This is a genomic window from Agromyces aerolatus, assembly GCF_031432255.1.
GTDB lineage: Bacteria > Actinomycetota > Actinomycetes > Actinomycetales > Microbacteriaceae > Agromyces.
In genome coordinates, this window is sequence record NZ_JAVKGQ010000003.1 from 218,516 (window position 1) to 236,232 (window position 17,717).

A 17,717-nucleotide genomic window follows, 5' to 3' on the forward strand; every position below is an offset into this window, starting at 1 on the left:
TCGCGCGGCCGACACGCCGGGTCGCGATCGGGCGAACGGCCCGGAAATCCGCGGAATTCCGCGGAACTCTGTTACATTCGAGGCGGCCTGATCGGCCCCGAGGCGGTGCAAGCCGTCTGTGGAACCACCAGAACAGCTGCCGACCGGCAGTAGACGTCCGAGGAGGACACTCAATGGCTGACAAGTCGCTGAACAAGACCGAGCTCGTCGCGAAGATCGCCGCGTCGACCGGGCAGAGCCAGGCCGCCGTCGACGCCGTGCTCGGCGGTCTCTTCGAGGCGCTGTCCGAGGCCGTGAGCTCGGGCACCAAGGTCTCGATCCCGGGCTGGCTCGCCGTCGAGCGCACCTCGCGCGCCGCCCGCACGGGCCGCAACCCGCAGACCGGTGCCACCATCGAGATCCCGGCCGGCTTCTCGGTCAAGGTCTCGGCGGGCTCGAAGCTCAAGGCTGCCGCCAAGTAAGTCTTGCGACTCGAGAAGGGCGGGCGGCGGAAGCCGCCCGCCCTTCGTCATGCCCGCCGCGCTCGCTGGTCGAGTAGCGAGCGAGGGACGAGCACGCGTATCGAGACCCGGTGGCCCGGTCTCGAGAGCGTGTCGCGTGGATCTCGATACGCGTCGCCACTTCGTGTCGGCGCTACTCGACCAGCGGGGGCGGGGGCGGTGCTCGACCGTCGGGGACTCACAGCCCGCTCGCCTAGGCTGGTTCGGTGCGTTCCGTCCGTGTGCTCGGCCCTGCCGTGCTGCTCGCCGTCGCCGTCATCGCGACGGTGATCGGTCTCGCCGTCGGCGGGGGAGCGGCGCCGTTCCAGCTCCAGGACCCGGGGCCGGTCGCTCGGTACGGGCTGCCCGTCGCGAAGCTCCTCGTGAACCTCGGGGCGGCCGGAATGATCGGCTCGCTGGTGCTCGCCGTCTGGGCGCTCAGCCCGAAGAAGCCCGAGTTCGACGCCGCGCTCGACGTTGCCGCGGCGTCGGCCGCGGTGATGACGGTCGCGAGCGCGGCGACCGGGCTGTTCACGTTCCTCGTCGTCACGGGCGAGCAGGTCGACCTGAGCGATGCGTTCGGGCAGAAGCTCGGCCAGTTCCTCACCACGATCGAGCTGGGGCAGGCGTGGCTCACGACCACGCTCGTCGCGGCCGCCGTCACCGTGCTGTGCTTCGCGGTGCGCAATCAGACCGCGCTCGTGTTCGTCGCCGTGCTCTCGGTCGTGAGCCTCGTGCCGATGGCTCAGCAGGGGCACGCCGCCGGCGCGGCAGGGCATGGCGCGGCGGTCACCGCGCTCGGCCTGCACCTCGTGTTCGCGGCCGCCTGGCTCGGCGGGCTGCTCACCCTCGTGCTGCTGAAGCCGCGGCTCGGCGCCGACCGCCTGCCGGTCGTGCTCGCCCGTTACTCGAGCGTCGCCCTCGTCTCCTTCATCGTGGTCGCGGTCTCGGGCTACGCGAGCGCCGCGCTGCGCCTCGGCGACTGGCCCGCGCTCACCACGCCGTATGGCGTGCTCGTCATCGCGAAGGTCGGCGCGCTGGTCGCGCTCGGCGTGTTCGGGGCGCTTCAGCGCCGGTTCCTGATCGGGCGGATGACCCGGGCCGCGGCCTCGGCCGAGGCATCCGCTGCCCGTGGTGACCGCGCGACCGGCGGGCGCGGGACCTTCTGGCTGCTCGTCGTGATCGAGCTCGCGTTCATGGGCCTCGCGTCCGGCGTGGCGGCGGCGCTGGCGCGCACCGCGACGCCCGTCTCCGAGGAGGTGCCGGGCGCGCTCGCGCGCACCCCGGCCGAGATCCTCACGGGCGAGCCGCTGCCGCTGGCACCCGAGTGGTGGCGGTACTTCACCGAGTGGAACCCGGACCTCATCTGGCTGTTCTTCGCCGGGTTCGGCATCTTCTTCTATCTGGCCGGGGTCTGGCGGCTCCGCCGCCGCGGCGACCGCTGGCCGGTCTACCGCACCGTGCTCTGGATCGCCGGCATGCTCGTGCTCGCGTACGTGACCAGCGGCGGCGTCAACGTCTACGAGCAGTACCTGTTCTCGGCGCACATGCTCGCGCACATGGTGCTCACGATGGGCATCCCGGTCCTGCTCGTCCCGGGTGCGCCCGTGACGCTCGCGGCGCGCGCGATCGCCGCACGCAAGGACGGCAGCCGGGGAGGTCGCGAGTGGATCCTGCTCGCGGTGCACTCGAGGTTCGCGCGGGTCATCGCGAACCCGATCGTCGCGGCCGTGCTCTTCGCCGGTTCGCTGTGGGTCTTCTACTACTCGCCGCTGTTCCGCTGGACGATGCTCGACCACATCGGTCACGAGTGGATGATCGCGCACTTCCTGATCACCGGGTACCTGTTCGTGCAGTCGCTGATCGGCATCGACCCCGTGCCGTACCGACTGCCGTACCCCTTCCGGCTGGTGCTGCTGCTCGGCACCATGGCGTTCCACGCGTTCTTCGGGCTCTCGATCATGATGAGCAGCGGGCTGCTGCTCGCCGACTGGTACGGGGCGATGGGCTGGGGCACCGATGCGCTCGCCGACCAGCAGGTCGGCGGCGGCATCGCGTGGTCGATCGGCGAGATCCCGACCGTCGCGCTCGCGATCACGGTCGCGATCCAGTGGTCGCGGAGCGACGAGAAGGAGACGAGACGACTCGACCGGCACGCGGACCGCACGGGCGACGCCGAGCTCGAGGAGTACAACGCGCGGCTGCAGGCGATTGCGCAGCACGATCGCGAGCGCGGCTGACCCGCCGCGCTCGGCCGGTCACTTCAGCTGCACCGAGATCGACCCGTCGGTCCTGATGCGTGCGTCGAGGGCGAGCGTGAACGTCTCGTCCTCCTCGAGCGTGTAGTAGTCGCCGTCGAACAGCGACTGCAGGTCGACCGAGAGGTGCGCGACGCCCGCGGTCGGCGGCATCTCGAACGCATCGTCGCCGGGCGTGAGCGACACGATCGGCGACGCCGAGATGCTCCAGGCCGGGTCGCCGACGACGCGGTCGTCGATGACCATGCCGAACGGGCAGTCCGTCGGCTGCAGCACGGGCTGGGTCGCGCAGGCCTCGAGGAACTGGTCGACCTGCGCCTGCACGCGCTCGGTGAACGCGGGCGTCGCCTGGGACGACACCGTGACGGACGTGCGTTCCGACGGCTCGACCGTGACCTCTTCGGGCTGCGCGGTGAGCAGCGTCGAGTCGTAGTCGAACTCGTACACGGCCGGCGCGATCGCGAGGTACGGCGCCGTCTGCGTGAAGGCCGCGAGCTCGTCGCCGCTCTTCCTGGCCCGGGTGTCGAGGGTCAGCGAGCCGACCATGAAGAACGGGTTGTGCGCCGCGGTGACGTCGATGACGGCCAGCGGGCTCCTGGCGAACTCCCACCGGTTGAGCACGCCGTAGAGCGGTGCGATGGGCTGCACCTCGAAGGTCGTCTCCACGATCCGGGACTCGAGCCGGTAGCTCGCCGTCACGACGTGCGTGCCGTCGTCGCGCGCCTCGTCGTCGATGATCGTGATGTCCTGCGGGCCCGAGCCGACGACGTTCGAGCGCAGCATCGCCGTCGAGACATCCGCCGGCAACCCCATCGCGTCCAGCTCCGCCTCGGAGAGCGCGACCCCGGGCGTCGTCGCGGCCGTCGTGATCTCGTCGTCGGCGATCGCCTCGAGGTAGCGCTCGACGAAGCTCGACGCGCCGTACAGGTTCTGATTGAGCGCGCCGAGCGCGGCGAAGAAGGCACCGGCGAGCAGCATGCCGATGCCGCTCCAGCCGAGCACGGCGAGCCACGACACCCGCCGTCCGCGCGCCCTGCGTCTCCCCATTCGGCCAGTCTATGTCGGGCGTGTGGACGACCCAGGTGGCCCCCGGGCGCGCAGCGTTACAGTGGATCGTGCCCGATGTGACCCTCACCCCCGAGCAGGCGGCGGTGTTCCACGCGATCGAGCACACGCGCGATCACGTCTTCGTCACGGGCCGCGCGGGCACGGGCAAGTCAACGCTCCTCACCCACCTGAACTGGAACACGCAGAAGCAGATCGTGATCTGCGCGCCCACGGGCGTCGCGGCCCTGAACGTCGGCGGCCAGACGATCCATTCGCTGTTCCGGCTGCCCATCGGGCTGATCGCCGACCATCGCATCGAGCAGAACGACGCCGTGCGCAAGATCCTGAACGCCATGGACACGCTCGTGATCGACGAGGTCTCCATGGTGAACGCCGACCTCATGGACGCCATGGACCGGTCGCTCCGGCAGGCGCGGCAGCGCGCGGCCGAGCCGTTCGGCGGCGTCCAGGTCGTGCTCTTCGGCGACCCGTACCAGCTCGCCCCCGTGCCGGGCGACGGTGAGGAGCGCCGCTACTTCGCCGACACCTACCCGTCGATGTGGTTCTTCGACGCGAACGTGTGGCGCGAGGCATCCTTACGCATCTTCGAGCTGGGCGAGGTGCACCGGCAGCACGACGACGCGTTCAAGCACATGCTGAACGCGGTGCGACATGGCATGGTGACCGCCGAGATCGCCGGCGTGCTGAACTCGACCGGCGCACGCCGGCCGCTTCCCGAGCAGGGCGCGATCACGCTCGCGACCCGGAACGACGCGGTGAACCGCATCAACCGCGCGCAGCTGCAGCGCCTGCCGGGCCGGTCGCTCACGAACGCCGCGGACGTCGCGGGCGACTTCGGCGGGCGCGCCTACCCGGCCGACGAACGGCTCGAGCTGAAGGTCGGCGCGCAGGTCATGTTCCTCCGGAACGACACCATGGTGCGTGGCGAAGGGCCCAGGTGGGTGAACGGGACCATCGGCACCGTGACCTCGCTCGACAAGGTCGTGCGCGTCGAGGTCGACGGGGTCCAGCACGAGGTCGAACCCGCGACGTGGGAGAAGTACAAGTACTCGTGGGATGCCGCGTCGAAGAAGCTCGAGCGCGAGGTCGTGGCCGAGTTCTCGCAGTTCCCGCTGCGTCTCGCGTGGGCGGTCACGATCCACAAGTCGCAGGGTGCGAGCTACGACACCGCGATCGTCGACCTCGGCTCGCGCGTGTTCAGCCCCGGGCAGACGTATGTCGCGCTCAGCCGCCTCACGAGCCTCGACGGGTTGTACCTCGCGCGGCCGCTCAGACCGAACGACATCATCGTCGACCCGAACGTCGAGCGATTCATGGCGGGCGCGGTGCGCGAGCTGGGCGCGCCGGCGGGTCAGCAGGCGTGAGGCGCCGGTCGGCGGATGTGGGGCACCGGTAGGCCGGTGTGGCTGCACCGAGGTCGCGGTGATCCGCACCGGGATCGCGCCGGTCCGGCGCGTTACAATCGCTACAGTGCACGGCTAGGGGGCTGAGTGGGCCGATCATCGGGTCGCCGCAAGGGGCGCGTCGCGGGAGCCGCAGGCGCTTTGGTCGTCGCGTTCGCGTTAGGCGGATGCACCGGCGGCACGATCGACCCGGGCGAGCACTTCGGCGCGGTCGACGAGACGATCGCCGGCGACACCGCGACCGCGCTGCAGCAGGTGCTCGACGACGCGGTCATCCTCAGCGGCTCGAGCGGCGGCCTCGCCGCGGTCGCGGCTCCGTGGGCGGGCGAGTGGCGCGGAGTGACGGGCTCGGTCGGATTCGACGAGGGTTCGCCCGCGGTCGAGCCCGAGCAGACATTCCACCTCGCGGGGGTGACCTCCGAGATCACGTGCCTGCTGCTGCTGAAGCTCGTCGACACCGGGGCCGTCGCGCTCGACGACCCGGTCGACGACTATGTGACCGACATCCCGGGGCTCGACGGCATCACGCTCGAGCACCTCTGCCGGCACACCTCGGGCCTCGCCGACTACTACCCCCAGCTTCGCGTGCACTTCATGCAGAACCCAGGACGCGTGTGGTCGCCGATCGAGCTCATCTCGAGCGCGCTCGCGGCGCCACGCACGGGCGCGCCCGGTCAGACGTACGCGTATTCGCGCACGAACCTGCTGCTGCTCGGGGTCGCGCTCGAGCGCACCACCGACCGCACGTGGTCCGATCTCGTGCGCGAGTACGTCGCCGGCCCCCTCGGGCTCACCGGCACGACGCTGCCCGCTCCATCGGTGCTCGAGCAGCCCGGCCTGATCGGTGCGTACGCGGCCCGGCCGGGGCCCGACGGCGCACCCGACTGCGCGGCGCGCCTCGACAGCTCGTTGCAGTCGAGCTCGATGGGCGGAGCGGCCGGCGGCGCCCGGTCGCAGCTCGATGACACCGTGCGCCTCAGTCAGGCGCTCGCCTCGGGCGTGCTGCTCACCGAGCACACCGCGCGCGAGCAGTGGACGACTGCGGCGGTGCCGGGCGCCGACCCGTGGGTCTCGCAGGGCATCGGGGGCATGGCGTACGGGCCGCTGCGCGGGTTGGCGTCCGAGGCGACGGGCGCATTGACCGCAGCGTTCACCGACCCGGGCACGGGGCTGACCGTGGTCGTCGCGCTCAACAACTCGAGCTCGGGCCAGGACTTCGTGCGAGAGACGGCGTTCGCGCTCGCGTCGATCGCCTCGAAGACCGCGGCGGTGTCCGGCGAGACGCAGCCCCTGGTCGAACTTCCCTGGTCGGTCGACCAGGCGAAGCAGCGCATGCAGGAGCTCTCGCGCTGCGCACTCCCACCCGCGGAAGGCTGACGGAAGGCGATGACATGTGCCGGTGGCTTGCATATTGGGGAGAGCCGATCCGGCCCGCCCTCCTGATCCTCGAGCCGCGGCACTCGCTCGTGGCGCAGTCCCTGAACTCCCCCCTCGGCGCCGAGACCGTGAACGGCGACGGCTTCGGTGTGGGCTGGTACCCCGACGAGACCGCCGCGGGCGTCATGCCCGCGCTGTTCCACAGCATCGAGCCCGCGTGGCACGACGAGAACCTGCGCGAGCTCACGTGGGCGATCGAGTCGCCGCTGTTCTTCGCGCACGTGCGCGCGGCGGCGGGGCCGCCGATCCAGCAGACCAACTGCCATCCGTTCCGGTACGGAAACTGGCTGTTCATGCACAACGGCGCCATCGCCGGGTTCTCGCAGATGCGCCGGGACCTCATGATCCAGCTCGAGCCGAAGCTGTTCCCGCACGTGAAGGGCACGACCGACTCGGAGGTGGTCTTCCACCTGGCCATCACGTTCGGACTCGAGCAGGATCCGATCGGCGCGATGGGGCGCGCGCTGCGCGAGATCGAACGGGTCGCCGGGACCTACGGCATCGAGAACCCCGTGCAGGGGTCGTTCGCGGTCTCGGACGGTGAGACGATCTGGGCGTTCCGCTACTCGACGGCGCACCGGTCGCGCACGCTGTTCCACTCGGCCGACATGCGCGCACTGCAGGAGATGTACCCCGAGGTGCCGCAGCTGCGCGCCTTCGACGTGACCGCCCGGGTGATCGTCTCCGAGCCGTTGACCGATCTTCCCGGGGCGTTCATCGAGGTGCCCGAGTCGACGGTGCTCGTGCTCGACCGCGAGGGCTCGCACCACGAGGACTTCCTGGCCGCGGTGGTGTGACGGCACGGGCCGCCGGCGTGAGCGGCGGGTGCGGGACGCGTGTGGCCGCAAGTGTGAGGTATCCTAGGATATTACGTGCCTGAAAGGATTCCTCACATGAAGCTCACCCCGCTGCGCGCCGGCCTCGTCGGCGCCGCACTCGTGGCCTGCGGGCTGCTCGTCACGCCGGTCGCGGCCGGTGCCGCCCCGGCGGCGGATCCGGGGGTCGACACGGTCGACGTGTCGGCGACCGAGGCTGCCGAGGCGACCGACTACTGGACGCCCGAGCGCATGCGGACCGCGATCCCGGCCGACTCGCTGGTGGTCGACGCCGGCGTGGCGATGCTCTCGACCGAGGTCGAGACGGGTGCCCCGGTGACCTATGCAGGTGTCGACGCGGGTGTCGACGCAGGCGCCTCGTCCGAGCGCCCGACGGCCGCCCCGGGCGTGGGCAAGGTGTTCTTCGTGAAGGGCGACCGGCGGTATGTCTGCTCGGGCAACTCGGTCGGCTCGGGCAACGGCAGCGTGGTCGCGACCGCCGGGCACTGCGTGCACGGCGGGGGCTACGGCGAGTCGTTCGTGAGCCAGTGGGTCTTCGTCCCGGCGTACCACGAGGGCGCGGCGCCCTACGGCATCTGGTCGGCGACCGGGTTCTCGGTGTCCGAGCAGTGGTCGGTGAACAAGGACTATTCGTACGACACCGGCTTCGTACGGGTCGGCAAGGTCGACGACCGCACCCTCGCGCAGGCCGCGGGTGCCTCGCCGATCGCCTTCAACCAGGCGCGCGGCCTGGACTACACGGCGTTCGGCTACCCCGCCGCGCCGCCGTTCGACGGGCAGACGGTGAAGTCGTGCACCGGCACCGCAACGCCCGACCCGTATTACGAGACCCAGTCGCAGGGCATCCCGTGCGACATGACGCCCGGCTCCTCGGGCGGCCCGTGGTTCCTCGCCTCCGGCGCGCAGAACTCGGTGAACAGCTACGGCTACAGCACGGTCGCCGACCGGATGTTCGGCCCGTACTTCGGCTCGGTGGCCCAGAGCGCCTACGTCACCGCCGCGTCCTGACCGATCGCCTGACGGTGCGGCACGGTTGCCGCGCCGTCAGGCGTCGCCGTGCATCCAGGGGGTGTAGCTGATGCCGACCAGTGTGCCTTCGGGGCTCATGAGACGTGAGGTGGTCTGACCCCAGGGTTCGTCGTGCGCCTCGGTGAGGATCTCGTGGCCTGCGGCGCGCAGCTCGTCGACGGCGTCGGCTACCGCGGCGGGGGAGCCGACGTCGAACTCGACCCAGTTCTGCGGCACCGGTCGGCCGGCGGGCCACTCCGGCGTGCCGAACGTCGCCTCGGCGGCCTGCGCCAGCGGCCAGATCGCGAACGCCTTGACCCCCGGCAACCGCTCGGTGTGGAAGTACCCGGGCGCAGCCTCTGCGAACTCGATGCCGAGCGCCCCCTGCCAGAAGTCGAGCGAGGTCGAGTCCGCACTGCCGATCGGGCCGAAGCCCGCAACGAAGGAGATGTCCATGCGGGCAGTCTCGCGCGAAGCGCCGACATCGGCCAGTGAGCGGCCCTTTGTGCTCGTTGGGGACGGGTCAGCGGCGGCGCGCCGCCGTGGCATCCGTTCGGTGCAGGAGGAGTTCGGCCTCGCGCTGGGCCGCATCCGCCGTGATCTGGCCGCGCTCGAAGCGCTGACGCAGACTCACGAGCGCCAGGCGGAGACGGCCGGAGGCGGCGGCGTCGAAGCGCTCGAGGCGGCGAAGCCGCCGGTCGATCTCGAGGAAGGCCAGCACGGCCTCCCGCTCGGCGGTGTGCGGTGCCCGCAGGGCGAGGTGCGACATCGAGTTCCCCTTTGAACCGGTCATGTCAGTGTTTCCAGGGTCAAGCGTCGGTCCTGGCGTCACCGAAATCAAGTCCCTCGACGCGATCGCCACGGGATGTTCCGTCAGCGCGGTCACGCTGGGCAATCAGACGTCATCGCACGTTCATGGAAGGCCAGTCGTCCACAGCAGGCGCGGTGCGAACGCGGTCGCGCGCCGCGACTACGTGTCAAGCAGCGCTAGTACGCGTCGAGCAGACTGGGCGGCACGTCCACGGGCGCTGAGGCCGCGGGAGCGACCGCGGTGCGGGTCAGGGCGCGGAGCCGCTCCAGAAGCTCCCCCAGATAGAACTCCTTGCTCCCCGCCGCGAGGGCGTAGTCGGCCGGCGCGTTCGCGCTGAACTGACGATGCATCGCCAAGACCCGTTTCACGAGCGGCTTCAGGCGGTGCGCCAGGGCCGTCGCCCCGAACGGACCCTCGGAGCGACGGAGATGCGTGTACACCGCGGTGATGGCCTCAGGTGGCACGCCGTGCGTCCGGTAGAGCCAGGCACGAAAGCCGGTCAATGTCTGCCCGTCGTACTCGATCGTGTGCTTCCCGACGTATCCCAGACCGTCCTGCTCCAGGGTTCGGATCGTGCGCTCGATCAGTCGGTCGGTCGACGTGTTCAGGGCGGCCATGGGCGCGGCGTCCATCTGTGCGACCAGCTCGGTCCATCCCCTGACGATCGCGGCCGAGTGCAGGCCGGGCGCCGGCTCAGCAGCGAACGTCGCCATCTCGGTCGCGAGGCTCGCCGCGGTTCGAGATCCCGCTCCGCCGCCCGCGGCATGCGCCGCGCCCGCCGCGCCCGCCGCGCCCGCCGGCCGGAACATCTGCCGGATCCACGACGCGGCCCGCGTCAGCCGAGCCCAGTTCAAGAACACGGATGCTCCGACCCCGAAGGAGATGAGCGAGTCCAGACCCCAGGCGAGGTCGGACTCGAAGAACTCCCGGGCAGCAGGGTCGATCGTTGCCCGTGCGGTGTCGGTCTGCGCGACGAGGGCCCCGATGCTCACCGCGACCGAGTATCCGGAGGCGAGCCCCCCGCCCACGGCGATCGCGACGCCGAACCAGCCGAGCGCCGTCCCGCCGGTCGTGATCGACGCGGCCCCGATTACAAGGGTGAGCACGAGGCCCAGTCCGAGCATGGCGATATGGCCCCCGTCGGGGGCCGCACTGCGGCCGCTCGGGTCGACGTTCATGATCGGGTTGAGGTCGGCGAACGCATACCGGTTGTGCCGGTCGGCGTCATCGCGGGTCGTGAACTGCCGCGTCGACGGATCATAGGTGCGGGTGCGCAGGTGCTGGCGGCCGGTCGCATCGGTGTACTCGCCCGCGAAGCCGAACGGGTCGCGTTCGAGCCCGCGCTTCGCGGCCGCGTCGTCGGTCGCGGTGCCGTAATCGTCATACGCGACCCGTCGGATCGTGCGGCCGGCGCCGTCGGTCGTCTCGATGACGTTGCCGTGCCGGTCGGTGCCGTAGTAGCTCGTCGCGTCGCCACCGTCGGCCTGCAGGATCGTGCGGGCGTGGCGGCCGAGACCGTACAGGTAGGTCGCGCTGCCCTGCTCGCCCGCGCCGCCGCCCGTGTGCGTCTCGGCCAGCAGGGTGTCGCCATTCCAGTAGAACCCGACGGCCTCCGTGGTCGCTCCTGCTCCGCCGGCGCGGGTCGTCGTGACGCTCCGCCGGGTGCCGTCGGCCCAGTAGTCGATGCCGATGGTCGAGCCGTCGGGACCTGCCTCGGCGACGGGCCGATCGGCCGCGTCGTACTCGTACCGGGTGCCGTCGAGACCGAGCCGCAGATTGCCCGCAGCATCCCAGACCTGCTCCCGGCGCACCGCCTCGTCGTGCGCGGTCTGCTCGGTGCTCACGCGCGCGACGAGCTCGCCTCGCGCGCCGTACTCGAAGTCGCGAGCGGCGACCAGCTCGGCCGTGGTGCCGGGCGAGGTCGTCGTGGTCTCGGCGAGCACATCTCCCGCGGCCGACAGGTCGTAGGCCGTCTCCCGTGTGACGACTTCCGGCGCGGCGCTCGCGTCGCGCAGCGTCGAGCGGATGAGCCGATCGTGCGCGTCGTACTCGTACTCGGTCGTCGTGGAACGCCCGTCGCGCTCGCCGGAGGCGAGCGGGATCCGGTCGCGCCGGCGCACCGGCCGGCCGATCGCGTCGAAGGTCGTGCGTGCCGTGTTCCCGAGCGGGTCGGTGCGTGCGAGCACCCCGCCGTGCACGAGCGAGGTCACCTCCGTGGTCGACACCTGGGCCGGGCTGCCGGCTGCCGTGGTCTCCGTCGTCGCGGCGGTGCCGCCGGCGACGTCGACCGAGCGGTCCCAGGTCGTGGTCGCCGGGGGCTGCGGCGAACCGTCCGCCGCGAACTCCCGGCGCGCGGACACGAAGCCGTCGTCGCGAACCTCGAACTCGGCACGCGCGACGACCGCCATGGCGCCGGCGGGTGCGCCCTCCGAGGTCTCGACGGCGACCACGGCGGCGCGGTCGGCACGCAGCGTGCTGCGCGTGAGCCGCCGGTGCCCGTCGGGCGCGGTCAGCGTCTCGGCGACCGGGAGGCCGATCGGCAGGAGCGACCCGGTCGGCACGGTCTCGTCGTACTCGACCGTGGTCACGGCTCCGTCGAGGGCCGTGTGTTCGAGCAACCGCCCTCGCGCATCGAACCCGAAGGTCTCGCTCGCGGTGCGTTCCCCGCCGGCTCGGTCGTGGAACGTGATCGTCGCCTCGTTCGGGCGCGACCAGTTCCCGGGCGGTGCAGCAGAAGCACCACCGCCACCGTCCGCCGCGTCCGGGTAGCCGAACGTCTGCTCGTGGACCACATGCGCACCGGCCGCCGAGGCCGCGACGGTGGCGCGATGGACGAGCAGGTGCCGGCTGGAGTACTCCGACACCACCCGGGTCGCGCCGTCCGAGAGCACCGATCGGTAGCTGAACCGCGGGTCGGCCGACCCGGGCAGTGCCGCGTCGCCCGCGTGGCGTGGCCAGCCGGTCGACAGCCCGCCGTCCGGGCCGGGCTCCCAGTCTCGCCGGGAGAGCTCGGCGCCGGACCCGTCGGTCGTCCTCACGCTCGACACCCGCGCGACCGCATCGGCGTGCATCCGCCACGTCACCCGGGTGATCCCGCCAGAGACGCCCGAGACCGCCGAGACGAGGCCCGATCGGTCGTAGCCGAGCGAGATGCGGCCTCCCGAGGCATCCGTGACCGACGCGACGCGCCCATCGTCGAGATCGAGCCGCCATGCCGAGCCCGCGGACTCGGAACCGGGCGCGAGGCTCGCGCCCGGCCGCACGACGACACGCCCCGGCTCGGAGGTCGAGTCGACCGTGGTGACCATGCCGTCGGGGTCGATCACCCCCGTCAGCCGCTGGCCGGCCGAGTCGTGCCACGCCCAGTCCGTGCGCCGGCCGAACCGGTCGAGGTGCGCCACCGGATCGCCCGTCGCGTTGAAATACGTCACGGCACCGCCGAGCTCATGCAGCGCGTACGCGTACTCGATCCGCGTCGGGAACCCGGGGAGCTCGACCCCGCGGCCGGGCAGCGCGCCGCGCACCTGTGCGAAGACCACGTCTTCGACGTCGTATCCCGCCAGCCCTGACGGGTGGGTCGCGTCGGCCGGGAACCTCCCGCCGGTGGCCGGATGCACCGCGACGCCGCCGGCCGTCTCGACCCGGCTCAGCCCCCACGTCCAGCCGGCGCCGAGTTCGGAGCGATCCTCAGCCAGGCCCCGCGAATCCCACGACAGGGCGAGCCCACCGACCGGAACCGTGAAGCGGAACGCGCCCACCCGCTCGTCGATCGTGCCCTCGAGCCCGTCGCCCAGCGAGAATCCGCCGACGACGGACGCCGGGGGATCGGCCGGCCCCTCGGCGTCCGCGGCCGTCAGCGACCCGGTCACCAGTGCGGCACTCGCCACCGCGGCGGCGATGCCCCCGAGCCGCGGTCGACGGAATCCCCGGAACACGATCACCACGACCTCCTAGATCATGCAGCCGGCACGCCGGACGGCGTCGACCGGCGTCAGCATAGTAATATTCCCTCGCGTTGTCGATGGAATGACGCGACGCGGGCTCGCCCGCGGTCGGCGCGGCGCGGCGAGTTTGACACTGGGTGGGGCCACCGGTCACTGTGTTCATGGCGCGTCCACGACGCGCACGTCAGGCGCGCATGACGGATGCCCCGTCGATGCCCGCGTCACGTACGAATCCGCCGTCTCGGCTGTCGCTCGTCGGCGCCCGTCAGATGCACCTCATCGCAGGTCAGGAGCACGATGTCCTCACCCAGACCGGCGGTGCTCCCGCTCATCCTGCTCGGGCTCGGGGCCGGGTACCTCTCCGGTCTCTTCGGCGTCGGGGGCGGCATCGTCGTCGTGCCCATGCTGCTCGCGCTCGGGCTCGACCAACGGCTCGCCGCGGGGACCTCGGTCGCCGCGATCCTGCCCACCTCGATCGTCGGCGCGGTCGGGTACGCCATCTCGGGCAACGTCGACTGGCTCGCGGGGCTCATGCTCGCGATCGGCATCGTGGCCGGTGCGCAGCTCGGCACCTACCTGCTCGCGAGGCTGCCGAAGGACGTGCTGTTCTGGATGTTCGTCGCGTTCCTCGCGGTCGTCATCGTGAACCTCTGGCTCGCGGTTCCGCAGCGCGACGCCGAGATCGCCATCGACGTCTGGGCGGGGGCGGCGCTCGTGCTCACCGGGCTCGTCACGGGCATCCTGTCGGGACTCCTCGGCGTCGGGGGCGGCATCATCGTCGTGCCCATCCTCATGTTCTTCTTCGGGGCGAGCGACCTCGTCGCGAAGGGCACCTCGCTGCTCATGATGGTGCCGGGGTCGATCTCGGCGACGATCGGCAACACCCGCCGGCGCAACGTGGATCTGCGGGCGGCCGGAGTCGTCGGCCTCGCGGCCTGCGTCGCATCCCCGCTCGGACTGCTGACCGCGACCGCGATCTCGCCGTTCTGGTCCAACGTCACGTTCTCGGTGCTGCTGACCGGGATCTGCGTGCAGCTGGTCGTCAAGCACATCCGGTCGCGGCGCGCGCGCTGATCCCGCGGGGGCGCGCCCTCGCTGCTCGGGTGAGGTTTCTCGCGCACGAGTCGTGAGGTTTCCGTCGCCCTCCTGTCCGCGTTCCCGGACTGAAACGAAGCCGCAATCCGCGCCGGCACGAGACGCGCGACGCCGGCGGCGTGGCGTGTGGTGCTTGTCACCAGCTTCCCGACGGCGCAACGCCGGCCGAGACGCCTGAGGGGTCGGGGCCTTCACAAGTTCCTTACATGCGATTCCTTACGATCGTTGACCTCGTATTCACCCGGAGCATATTGCCACTACGCTTTCTCCTACCGTGGTCGTCGATCAGTACCTCGTACACCGGGCTCGCCTTGGAGATGTCTTCGTGCTCAGTGCCGAAGTCGAGGGCGAACAATTGTTCGCCGCGGTGAGCGTGCCCTCGTGGCACGAGCGAATGCCCAATCACCAAGGATCACTCCCGGAGCTCATCGTGCTCGAGATCCTCCGGCAATGCGGCTATCTCATGGCGCACTCAGCGCTGGGGATGCCCGGCGACTGGCACCTCGTCACCACCGCACTCGCGCTGGAATGGCGCGCGACTCCACCGACCGTGAGGGCAGATGTCGATTTCACCTGCACGGTCACTGGCCGCGTGCGCGAAGGAGACGGCGGCCACTTGGCGTTCCACGCGGAGCTGCTGTCTCACGGCGACATGATCGCGACCGGAGAACTGGAGGCTCGGTGTCTTGCTCCCCGTCACTACGCGGCGATCCGCGGATTTGCGGAGCGTGCGTCCCGATCTCACGCCAACCTGGACGCTCCGACGCACGACGGCGTGTCCGGGCCCGGTCGACCGGTGCGCTGGAATGATCAAGACCGCTTCCTTTTCAATCGCCGGGGGGATCATGTCGTGTCGATGGCGCTGGTCGACGCGGTGCTCGCCGACGCGGCTAGTTCGAGCACTTCCGGGAACGTCTCGATTCGAATGGAGTTTCTGAGGTTCGCGGAGCAGTCGGCGGCCATTCTGCTTGAACGCGAGACGCTGGGCACGATCGGTCAAGACCTGTGGCTGCTCCGACAAGCGGGACAGGTGATCGCTCGGGCCGTCACGCGCCCGGTGGTATGAGTGTTCCGGCCGAAGGGTTGGATAGGGGGTGCAGAATGCTCCAACCGAGCCGGGACGCGAGCTCGGCCATCGGTTGTGCCGGTCGCACGACGATCGCGTGGCCGACCGATTTCAGCATCGGCAGATCGGACACGTCGTCGCCGTAGGCGAAGCAGTCAGCAAGGTCAGCGTGGTCCCGAAGAGCAATCGCTTGAACGGCCTCAGCTTTGGTCTTCGCCAGTATGATCCGGGATGCCTCACCTGTGAGGGTGTCCTCGTCCGGTTCGAGCTCGAGGTCGGAGCACACGATTGCCTCGGCATCGAGTTCGAAGTCGCGGGCGAGTGGGAGTAGACATGGGAGCCACGATCCCGAGATGAGGACCACCCGGTCGCCGTGATCGCGATGCGCGACGAGGCGAGTCACCGCTTCGGGGATCTGCCGATGTTTCCCGATCTGCTCGTACCATTCATTGCCCCAGGTCATCAGCCGAGACCAGGACTGACCGGCGAAGAGCCGGAAGCAGTCCGCAGTCAACGCTCTCCGGTCCGCATAGGCCGGCGCGCGACGCTCCAGCTCGAGCATTTCCTCGACGAGCAGCGGGTCGTCCACCAGGTCCAAGATGAACCTCGAAAAGCTCGCAATCGTGAACCCCTTGAGAAGCGCGTCGTCCACGTCGAAGAACGCATTGTTCGGAATGGGTCCGGATCTCCCTTCAGAGACAGACGTGTACTAGGATCTGGGGGAACATGAGCATAACGCAGTTATCGGCGTAAGCTCGTGGAAAGTGAATTCTCATGAGCCCCGCGACGCACTCCAAGGCTGCTCGCACCAGACAGCGGATCATCATCGCCGCCGCGCAAGCGGTGAATGAGAGCACGTTCGATCGGACCTCGCTCGCGGAGATCGCAACCCGTGCGGGCCTGACGACCGGTGCATTTTACTTCCACTTCAGGTCGAAGGAAGCGGTCGCTCATGCAGTCATCGAATCGCAGAACGCATATTCCCAGACCAAGGCGATGGCGACGTTGCAGTCAGGGCTCCCCACCCTTGAGACCACGCTGAGAGTGTCCGCGGACTTCACGTACGACATCCTGCGCGATCCCCTAGTGAGGGCGGGCGCTCGGCTCACCAGCGAAGTCATCGCGTTCGATCGTCCGCCAATGGCCACATTCGATGGCTGGATCGCCTTCAATGAAATGCTGCTCAACACCGGAATGAGCGAGGGGGTTGTCGCGCCCGACCTCGATGTGAGACGAACCGCGGAGTTCATCGTCGGCGGCTACACGGGGCACTACATCTTCTCGACCTTGCTTCATGACCTTCGCGCTCTGCCGGAACGCATCTTGACGATGTGGGAAGTCTTCATCCGGGCGTACGTGATCCGCGACCAGGAGCATTGGCTGGAACGGGCCGATGAGCTCTTTCGCGGACGCCCCGTTCCCGCCTTGTTGACCATCGATGAGGCGATCGAAGTGCATCTGGGGTCAGCGTAGGAGTCGATCGAAACGTCGGATCACGTCGGCCGCAGCAGTCGCCGGCGATTCGCGATTCCGGCCGTCCGATGCCTAATTGTCCTGAGCGATTTCACCGAAGGGGTTGAAATTCTGGCGACTAGTATCCATACTAGAAAAAAGTATCGGTAATGATTTTTGGAGTGGTCATGACTGTAGACGCCGCATTTCCCGAGCCCGGGCGGATCGTCTCTCGCTCTCGTACCGTTGTCGATCAGGTGCACGAGTTGATGCTCGACGCCATCGCCTCGGGAGAATTGGTCGCCGGAGATGACGTGCACGACCAGGAGTGGGCCGAGCGGCTCAATGTGTCCCGCACTCCGATCCGTGAGGCGATCAAGCGCCTTGAAGGGCACGGCGTGATCGACATCGCCGCGGCCAGATATACCCGCATCATCTCGTTCACACCCGAGACCGCACGTCTGGAAGCCCAAAGCTGGGCAACGGTGCATCTCGCGATCGCCAGCTCCCTGTGCGGTGCAACCGACCGTGCGGCCATCTCGAAACTCCGCGCCTTGCGGGGCCGTGTCTACAAGGCAGGTGCGGCGCGCAGGCCTGCCGCGAGCTTCGCGTTCTTCACGCACCTGCGCACGGAGGCTGCGAGCTTCGCCATGCGACTCGCGGCGACCGCCGCCTCATACCGTCTCGTACTCGCTCAGCCCCTTCTGCATGAGCATCACGACGCCGACCTCGCGCTGACTGCCAGCCTCATCACGGCACTCCAGAAGAACGCACCCGGGCCCCTGCACGCCGCCTTCGCGAACTGGGCCGAAGCGGCCACCCGCGCTGAACCGATGATGCGGGCGTCGGCCTGAACTCAG

General features: G+C 69.8%; 15 protein-coding genes. 10 read left to right on the forward strand and 5 right to left on the reverse strand.

What is annotated here, in order from left to right; genetic code table 11:
- Positions 1–173: 173 nt before the first annotated feature.
- Together RH864_RS05945 and RH864_RS05950 are read left to right on the forward strand one after the other, a co-directional pair.
- Positions 174–461 carry an HU family DNA-binding protein gene (locus tag RH864_RS05945; RefSeq protein WP_308797997.1) on the forward strand — a complete coding sequence of 96 codons (288 nt, stop codon included), beginning with the start codon at positions 174–176 and terminating at the stop codon, positions 459–461.
- 422 nt (positions 462–883) lie between these two features.
- Positions 884–2,719, forward strand: coding sequence for a cytochrome c oxidase assembly protein (locus RH864_RS05950; protein ID WP_310516711.1), 1,836 nt, complete (start codon positions 884–886; stop codon positions 2,717–2,719).
- Positions 2,720–2,737: 18 nt separating this feature from the next.
- Here RH864_RS05950 and RH864_RS05955 read toward each other — a convergent pair whose 3' ends face one another.
- Positions 2,738–3,784, reverse strand: coding sequence for a hypothetical protein (locus tag RH864_RS05955; protein ID WP_310516602.1), 1,047 nt, complete (start codon positions 3,782–3,784; stop codon positions 2,738–2,740).
- 65 nt (positions 3,785–3,849) lie between these two features.
- On the opposite strand from RH864_RS05955, the gene RH864_RS05960 reads away from it, so the two are divergent.
- From RH864_RS05960 to RH864_RS05975, 4 genes are all read left to right on the forward strand, one after another.
- On the forward strand, positions 3,850–5,169 hold the full coding sequence (locus RH864_RS05960) for an ATP-dependent DNA helicase (RefSeq protein WP_396129950.1): 1,320 nt from the start codon (positions 3,850–3,852) through the stop codon (positions 5,167–5,169).
- Between the two features lie 126 nt (positions 5,170–5,295).
- The gene (locus tag RH864_RS05965) at positions 5,296–6,585 is read left to right on the forward strand and encodes a serine hydrolase domain-containing protein (protein ID WP_310516604.1); all 1,290 of its coding nucleotides are present in this window, start codon (positions 5,296–5,298) and stop codon (positions 6,583–6,585) included.
- 14 nt (positions 6,586–6,599) lie between these two features.
- On the forward strand, positions 6,600–7,442 hold the full coding sequence (locus RH864_RS05970; protein ID WP_310516605.1) for a class II glutamine amidotransferase: 843 nt from the start codon (positions 6,600–6,602) through the stop codon (positions 7,440–7,442).
- A gap of 96 nt (positions 7,443–7,538) precedes the next feature.
- Complete coding sequence (locus RH864_RS05975; protein WP_310516606.1) at positions 7,539–8,489, forward strand: trypsin-like serine peptidase; 951 nt, start codon at positions 7,539–7,541, stop codon at positions 8,487–8,489.
- Positions 8,490–8,525: 36 nt separating this feature from the next.
- Here RH864_RS05975 and RH864_RS05980 read toward each other — a convergent pair whose 3' ends face one another.
- The 3 genes from RH864_RS05980 to RH864_RS05990 form a co-directional block, all read right to left on the reverse strand.
- Positions 8,526–8,945, reverse strand: coding sequence for a VOC family protein (locus tag RH864_RS05980; RefSeq protein ID WP_310516607.1), 420 nt, complete (start codon positions 8,943–8,945; stop codon positions 8,526–8,528).
- A gap of 67 nt (positions 8,946–9,012) precedes the next feature.
- Positions 9,013–9,375 (reverse strand): hypothetical protein, encoded by a 363-nt coding sequence (locus tag RH864_RS05985; protein WP_310516608.1) that lies wholly within the window; start codon positions 9,373–9,375, stop codon positions 9,013–9,015.
- Positions 9,376–9,476: 101 nt separating this feature from the next.
- On the reverse strand, positions 9,477–13,241 hold the full coding sequence (locus RH864_RS05990) for an RHS repeat domain-containing protein (RefSeq protein ID WP_310516609.1): 3,765 nt from the start codon (positions 13,239–13,241) through the stop codon (positions 9,477–9,479).
- Between the two features lie 300 nt (positions 13,242–13,541).
- On the opposite strand from RH864_RS05990, the gene RH864_RS05995 reads away from it, so the two are divergent.
- Both RH864_RS05995 and RH864_RS06000 read left to right on the forward strand, forming a co-directional pair.
- Positions 13,542–14,318, forward strand: a complete 777-nt coding sequence (locus tag RH864_RS05995; protein WP_310516610.1) for a sulfite exporter TauE/SafE family protein — start codon at positions 13,542–13,544, stop codon at positions 14,316–14,318.
- A 295-nt stretch (positions 14,319–14,613) separates the two neighbouring features.
- Positions 14,614–15,405, forward strand: a complete 792-nt coding sequence (locus tag RH864_RS06000; protein ID WP_310516611.1) for an AfsA-related hotdog domain-containing protein — start codon at positions 14,614–14,616, stop codon at positions 15,403–15,405.
- On the opposite strand, the gene RH864_RS06005 is transcribed toward RH864_RS06000, so the two are convergent.
- Positions 15,386–16,057 (reverse strand): HAD family hydrolase, encoded by a 672-nt coding sequence (locus RH864_RS06005; protein WP_310516612.1) that lies wholly within the window; start codon positions 16,055–16,057, stop codon positions 15,386–15,388. The two genes, RH864_RS06000 and RH864_RS06005, sit on opposite strands and share 20 nt — an antisense overlap.
- 122 nt (positions 16,058–16,179) lie before the next feature.
- On the opposite strand from RH864_RS06005, the gene RH864_RS06010 reads away from it, so the two are divergent.
- Positions 16,180–16,878: a ScbR family autoregulator-binding transcription factor gene (locus tag RH864_RS06010; RefSeq protein ID WP_310516613.1), complete on the forward strand. Its 699-nt coding sequence runs from the start codon at positions 16,180–16,182 to the stop codon at positions 16,876–16,878.
- A gap of 167 nt (positions 16,879–17,045) precedes the next feature.
- The gene (locus RH864_RS06015) at positions 17,046–17,711 is read left to right on the forward strand and encodes a GntR family transcriptional regulator (protein ID WP_310516614.1); all 666 of its coding nucleotides are present in this window, start codon (positions 17,046–17,048) and stop codon (positions 17,709–17,711) included.
- Positions 17,712–17,717: the final 6 nt, after the last annotated feature.